2 protein-coding genes are annotated in these 5366 nt (G+C 35.3%); both read right to left on the bottom strand.

Features of this window, described 5'->3' with window-relative positions; genetic code table 11:
• Positions 1-1469: 1469 nt before the first annotated feature.
• Positions 1470-2338 (bottom strand): dynamin family protein (locus AFK68_RS12215; protein WP_246844141.1); only part of this gene is annotated, 869 nt, incomplete at its 3' end.
• Positions 2339-3095: 757 nt separating this feature from the next.
• A complete protein-coding gene (locus AFK68_RS12210; protein WP_094673057.1) occupies positions 3096-5174 on the bottom strand; it encodes a dynamin family protein in 2079 nt (692 codons plus the stop codon).
• Between the last annotated feature and the right edge of the window lie 192 nt (positions 5175-5366).

Here is a 5366-nt window from a genome sequence, read left to right as displayed (position 1 = left end):
TCGTAAATTAGTTTGACTTCTCCTCTGTTAAAAAAGTCAGAAGTTAGAAGTCAGAAGTTGTTTTTGTCATGGATTTTGAGTCAGTTTAAGCAACTCGTGAAAACCTCTCCCCCGACTCTTCTCCTGCTCCGAGAGGAGAGAAATATTCATCCCCTTCCCTTGTAAGGAAGGGGGTTGGGGGGTTAGGTTTTTTTAGTGCAATAAGCGTAGGTTGGGTTGACGTAGGAAACCCAACAAAAATCTTTAGATACACCTTATGTTTTATGAATTTTAATCAATCAAAAATTCCAATTCTTGATTTATTTCTGCTGATAAATTATTCAATAACTGGAGTTTATTTCTTAACTTTATCGCCTCTGGTGACTGCTGACTCACAGGAACTTTAATAACTTTTTCCGCCATTGCTTCATATTCTTCAACGACTTTTAAAGTCACAGTGCTAAAACGGCTTAAATAATCTCTAGCTGCATTAGCATAAGCTTGTTTCACTTGCTCTTTATAACTTGCTAAATTTTGCGATTTATTCTGTTTATTATCACTCAAAAAATAGGTTGCTCCACCAACAACTGCAGCACCCATCGGACCTCCTAATAACCAACCTATTCCAGAGGCGATCGCTATATTTCTTAGACCTCCTGATTTTTTGGTTTCTGATGGGGGTGGAGGNCTAGCTGCATTAGCATAAGCTTGTTTCACTTGCTCTTTATAACTTGCTAAATTTTGCGATTTATTCTGTTTATTATCACTCAAAAAATAGGTTGCTCCACCAACAACTGCAGCACCCATCGGACCTCCTAATAACCAACCTATTCCAGAGGCGATCGCTATATTTCTTAGACCTCCTGATTTTTTGGTTTCTGATGGGGGTGGAGGTGGCAAAAAAACTTTTGGAGCTTCAGGAAATGTAATTATTAATTCCTCTGTTTCTCCTAATTGAAAAAACTCACAAGCTTTATCTACCCACTCAGTAATTTCTTGTTTGTATTTCAGCGCTTCTGGTCGAAATTTTTCAGACTCCCAAATATTAAAAGTTCTCTGTTCCAAAACTATAGCTAATTCAAATTGATACCTTGCCAAAAGCTTAGTTAAATATAGCCAACTCTGAAAATTTGAACTACTCTTTTGGAAACCTTCTTTAATTAACTTTTCTGCCTTTTTTTGAATCTCAAACTTTTCACTTTTCCGCTCTTGAATAGCAATTAACTCTTTAGTTACCTCCCTAGCATTAGCCTTCATTACTTCACATAACTGAGAAGCGATCGCCCGGACTCTAGATAACTGAATATTTGTCTTTTCTCCATAAACTTCAACAATACTTTGTAAAGCAGATTCAAAAGTAGCTAAACCCGTAGTTTGTGCCACAGAAACATCACCTTTTAAGCGTCCCCGCAAAGCAGGTAAAGCATCAACCCGATACAAATTACTAATATTATCCGGTAGTTCCGAGCGAAAACTTTCTGCCACAAACNACTCTAGATAACTGAATATTTGTCTTTTCTCCATAAACTTCAACAATACTTTGTAAAGCAGATTCAAAAGTAGCTAAACCCGTAGTTTGTGCCACAGAAACATCACCTTTTAAGCGTCCCCGCAAAGCAGGTAAAGCATCAACCCGATACAAATTACTAATATTATCCGGTAGTTCCGAGCGAAAACTTTCTGCCACAAACCGCATTCTATTAGAAACCTCTTTTTGTTCCTCTGGCGTGAGTAAATTCATAAAATTAACCACAAAAACCACAGTCTTAATACCCCGTTTCTCTAACCAATCTCTAAGATTTTCTCGCTCACCCAAAGTCATCAAATTTCTAGCATCTAAAACCTGCACCACTAAATCGGCAGTTAATAACTTTTCCTGCACCAAAATATTCTGAGCTTCCCTATCATTAGTTCCTGGTAAATCCAAAAATTCTACCCCTCTTTCCAGAAAAGGATGAGGACAATAAACCTCTACTGAAGTTACATCATCTCGCATTTTACGGTTATCATCTAGCACAGCATATTCTTTGAGAATATCTGTACCATTGGCATTAATTATACTGCCATCTTTCAACTGAATTATTGTTTGTAATTCTTTACCATATTTGACATAAATTGCAGCTCCAGTGGTGGGAATTAGATCGATAGGTAATGTCTGTTGTCCTAACAAAGCATTTAGGAGGGTAGATTTACCATAATTAAACGGAGCAAAAACAGCAATTTTAAAAGCAGGGTTTGCTAGATATTGACAGAGAGAAATTACATCTTTTCTTAATTGAGAATCTGGCTCAAATTCTAAAATTCCTAGAGCGGAATTAAAATAATTTGTTAGGTTTTGGTAATGTTCTTTTGGTTGCATTTTAATTTAGTTATCAGTTAAAGGAAGAAGGAAGAAGAAAGAAGGAAGAAGGAAAAAGGAAAAAGGAAAGTACATTAGTCTATAGATCGATACTTTATAAGTTTTGGTGTGATATTAACCGCATTAGGCGTTGGGTTTCCCAATTCCATTTTTGGTTGGGTTTGGAGACCAAACCCCTACAATCAAACTTGACAACCTATTGAAAATTGCTTGGGTTTTCCAATTCCATTTTTGGTTGGGTTTGGAGACCAAACCCCTACCATAAAATTTGACAACCTATTGAAAATTGCTATAGATATAGCCATATTCAACAATTAACAATTAATAATTACCTCTTCTGTATAGAATGATTGGTTAAAAGGAATTTTTTTCTCCATGAATGGAGAGGCTTTATACCTTAATTTTTCGGTAAATGATTTGTGAAAAAAGCCCTAAAGGTTGGGTTTCCCAATTCCATTTTTGGTTGGGTTTGGAGACCAAACCCCTACAATCAAACTTGACAACATAAGTGCGAATTCTATAGTAAGAGATTGAATGTATCAGGAAATATAAAAAGGAGATAGGGAACAGGGAACACTTAACTGGGAATAGGTATGGAGGTCCGAAGAAATACAAGGGCAAATATTNCTTCTTTCAATCCCTTGAAGCATTACCGCTTTTAGATTTTAGTCACTTCGCGTGCTCTGTTAATAATTATTTTACTCTCCAGTCTCTAACTTGGAGAAATTATCCCCATCATTTTTTTCTTATTCCTTCCTCAAGTAATTGCTCTTACAAAATTATTATAGACATTCTCAATTTTTTCATACTCAGATAACACATCAGTTTCTAATTGCTCAAACCTAGCTAATTCTTCTCCACGATTAATTTCTCGTTCCTCTTTTTGCTTAACTAAATTATCTAATTCACTCTGGCGAGATTGAATATCATCATCTATCCTTTCACTAACTTCTTGCTCATAACTATCAAAGCATTCTTTAATTGCATCATGGACTGGTTGCCACTGTTCTTGAGCAACTTGAGGTAAATGTTTTACCAGCTCCTTTTTAGTTACTTGAACTAATTGTTTTTTGGCTTGGTCTGCTTGCATTACTCCTACTCCTAAACCTAATAATGCTAAACCAACCGGACCTAAAGTTATCCCAGTTATTGTAGCAATAATTGTTCCTACTCCAGCCACAGTAACTAAGTTTAATAAAATATTTTTCCAGTCAAAACCAGCACCCGCCATTGCCATCCCAGCAATATTTCCTCTGGCTAAAGAAAATAATCCCATCGCCCATTTTGCCCAAGTGGGAGAGTCATCTTCTTCACCATAACCGCTGAAAGAATTAACTTTTTTTCCTGTGATTTTTTCAGTAATTTTATCTGTAACTTTACTGTAGGAAGCACCATAATGGGCAGCCATTCTTGATAGTTGTAAAAATGCTGCATCCATTTCATTTTCCACAGTTATTGTCCAGGCAGCTAATTTATCATTAATATATTGTTCAAATGCTTTTTTTAGTTCTGCTTCAAACCCTTCTCGTTTATCGTTATTCAGAAAATCCATAAAGTTTAAATCTGGCTGATAATGTAAAAAATCAGCCTCGAAAGTATCACCTAAACTTAAGACATAAGAGCGAAAAGAATCAGCTACAACTCTAGCTTTTTTATCACGAACCGTTCTAATTTCCTTTTGGAATTCGTCACGAATTTCTGTGAGTTTTTTAAATTCCGGTTCCACAGAATTAATCCTAGCTTTTAACTCATTTACATCCTCATCTAATAAAGGCTTTCTTCGAGCGATCGCCTCTCGAACATGACTATTAGCTTGACTAGCTAAAATCTGAGCTTGTCGAAATTCTTGAGCTGCTCTTTCTTTAGTTAAAAAATAACTCAAAGCACTCATAAATTCTGGAAAACCTGTTCCTTCTAGAGAAGCAAAACTATCTTTTATCCGCCGTCGTAAAGCAGGCAAAGCAGATATTGCAAATACCCTTTCTTGATAAATATCTTGACCATCAATAACACAATATTCAGCCAAATTAGCATGAAAAACTTTTCTAACTTTTGCCTCTGCTTCTTCTAATTCTTCCGCATCATCTGGGTCAATCAAACTTTCTCTAACTTGGTCAAAAGCATTAATCAGAAAAAATACAGTCAAACCCCTATCTTTAATATAATTTTCTAAATAACGACGTTCTCCCAAAGTACAAGGTTGAGTTGCCCTCATCACAAATAAAATAGCATGACAATTATTAATATATCCCAGAGATAATTCATTTCTTGCTTCAGTATCATTCAATCCCGGACTATCAACAATTTCTATACCTTTTTCTAATAGTGTCAAAGGATATTCAACCACAGCATAATCAACATCAGGAAAAGCTTGTTTATTCTCCTTTTCTAATCTTTTCGCTTCTGCCGGATCGATTGTATAATTGCGCTTAAAAATTTTAAAATCTAACTCTTCAGGACTTTTCCCATCATTAAAATGTACTGTTACTTTTTTCTCATTTCCATAACGCAAAATAGTTAATAAAGCCGTGCAAGGATTAACATCACTAGGAAGAATATTCTCACCAATTAAAGCATTTAAAAAAGTGCTTTTACCTCGTTTCATATCTCCCAAAACCATTAATCTAAATACACCATCTCGGAGATTTTTACTAGCAACCTTAATATCCTCTATTTCTCTTGCCAAACCCAACTCACCAGAACTTTGTTTACCTACTAATTCTGCTGTTTCTAAAGTCTCAGACATTTTTCCTAAACTATGAGCAACATTAGCACGAACTTCTGCTACTTTTGCCAAATCTTGAATGAAATTTTCAGCTTCTATTTTGTTAGTCATTTTGTTTTTTATTTTCTAAGAGAATAGGTATAACTTGAAGCATTCAGCACTCAGCTATCAGCATTCAGCTCTAGTCAAAATTTACTAATGTAAAAGATTTCACTTTTACCAATTTCCTCACACTTTTTCCTAGTGCTATAACAGAAAAAAAATCTACTTTCATACCTGAGCTAAGGATTAAGATAACACAAA

This window comes from Hydrocoleum sp. CS-953, from assembly GCF_002260545.1.
GTDB lineage: Bacteria > Cyanobacteriota > Cyanobacteriia > Cyanobacteriales > Microcoleaceae > Trichodesmium.
The sequence above is the reverse complement of the archived record's forward strand: the minus strand, read 5'-3'. Positions and strand labels throughout refer to the sequence as shown.

Bases quoted from the DNA above. Each gene is read 5' to 3' on its own strand.
- AFK68_RS12210 (WP_094673057.1), bottom strand. From the start codon at position 5,174: ATGACTAACAAAATAGAAGCTGAAAATTTCATTCAAGATTTGGCAAAA.